This is a genomic window from Colwellia sp. BRX8-5 (assembly GCF_014077325.1).
Lineage (GTDB): Bacteria > Pseudomonadota > Gammaproteobacteria > Enterobacterales > Alteromonadaceae > Colwellia_A.
In genome coordinates this window covers 1-1,522 of record NZ_JACGVR010000072.1, presented here as the reverse complement: position 1 = coordinate 1,522, position 1,522 = coordinate 1, and the positions used below count along the sequence as shown (strand labels likewise).

Genomic DNA, 1,522 nt, shown 5'->3' with positions numbered 1-1,522 from the left:
GGAAAAATAAAATGAAAAAAAATCGATTAGCCTTACGACCCAAAATCATGGCTGTTCCCCTTACCAATCACAACCCCAAACGTTGCTTAAAAAAAGTAATGCTTATGTCTGCATTATGCTTTTCTATGACACAAACAGCGTTTGCAGCAGATGTTTTTATTAACGAAATACACTACGACAATGCAGGATCAGACGTAGGTGAAGCAGTTGAAATCGCTGGTGTTGCAGGAACAGATTTAACAGGTTGGTCAATTATTTTATATAATGGTAGTAATGGAACTAGCTATAGCTCTGTAAGCCTGTCTGGCATTATTCCTGATCAACAAGGAGGCTTTGGTACGCAATTTTTTACAAAGTCGGGTATACAAAACGGCGCACCTGATGCATTTGCATTAGTAGATAATCTTGGTGTTGTCGTTGAATTCTTAAGTTATGAAGGAACGTTAACAGCCACAAATGGTCCAGCAAATGGCTTAACAAGTATTGATATTGGTGTTGCTGAAACCAGTAGTACACCTACGGGTTATTCACTACAGTTTGATGGTTCAACTTGGCAAGGAGCTAATGCAAATACATTCGGCGCAGTAAATACAGGCCAAACATTTGATGACAGTGGTGATAGTAACAACGGTGATAATAGTGGTGGCGGCAATGTTGACGATGGTGCCAGTGGCAGCGTCTGTGTTAACTGCCCAGATCTAGAAAAAGTTACTAATTCGACCAATTTTGACGATGCCACTTATTATGAAGATGTAATTTTGGCGATTAATGGCGGACATGGTACCACAGCAATAAAAGCAGAAATAACTACCGCAATAAGTCAAAATCATAAAGACTTAAGTTATGCAGAGGTTTGGACCGCATTGACTGAAACTGATGAAGACCCGTCAAATTCAGATAACGTAATCTTATTCTATCGTGGTATTTCCAAAGCTAAACTTTCAAACGGCAGTGGCCCAGCTTCTAGTGATCCAGAAAACTGGAACAGGGAACATGTATGGGCGAAAAGTCATGGTGGTTTTAGTAGTGAAAGTCAGTCTGGCTATACAGATATTCATCACTTAAGGCCTACTGATATTTCAGTTAACAGCACAAGAGGCAATTTAGATTTTGATAGTGGTGGGTCTGAAATTGGAGAGGCGCCTGGTAATAAGGTTGACAGCAATTCATTCGAACCTAGAGATACAGTAAAAGGTGATGTCGCACGAATGGTCTTTTATATGGATGCGCGATATGAAGTAGCCGACGCTAACATGCCAGATTTGCGCGTTGTGGAAAGTACAAATACCAGTGGGCCTGAACTTGGCAGGTTATGTCGTTTAATTGAGTGGCATAATGCAGATCCAATTGATGCCTTTGAGCAAAAACGAAACAATACCATTTACGAATATCAAGGAAATCGTAATCCCTTTATTGATCACCCTGAATGGGTATCAACTTTATATGGTAGCGAAGCCTGTAACTCTAACGGCGGTGGCGATACTGGCGGCGGCGATACTGGCGGCGGTGATACTGGCGGTGG

1 protein-coding gene is annotated in these 1,522 nt (G+C 41.3%); it reads left to right on the top strand.

Going from position 1 to position 1,522, the window contains the following annotated elements:
• Positions 1–104 precede the first annotated feature (104 nt).
• Positions 105–1,522: endonuclease (locus tag H4J62_RS20560; RefSeq protein WP_259368916.1), on the top strand; the 1,418-nt coding region annotated here is incomplete at its 3' end.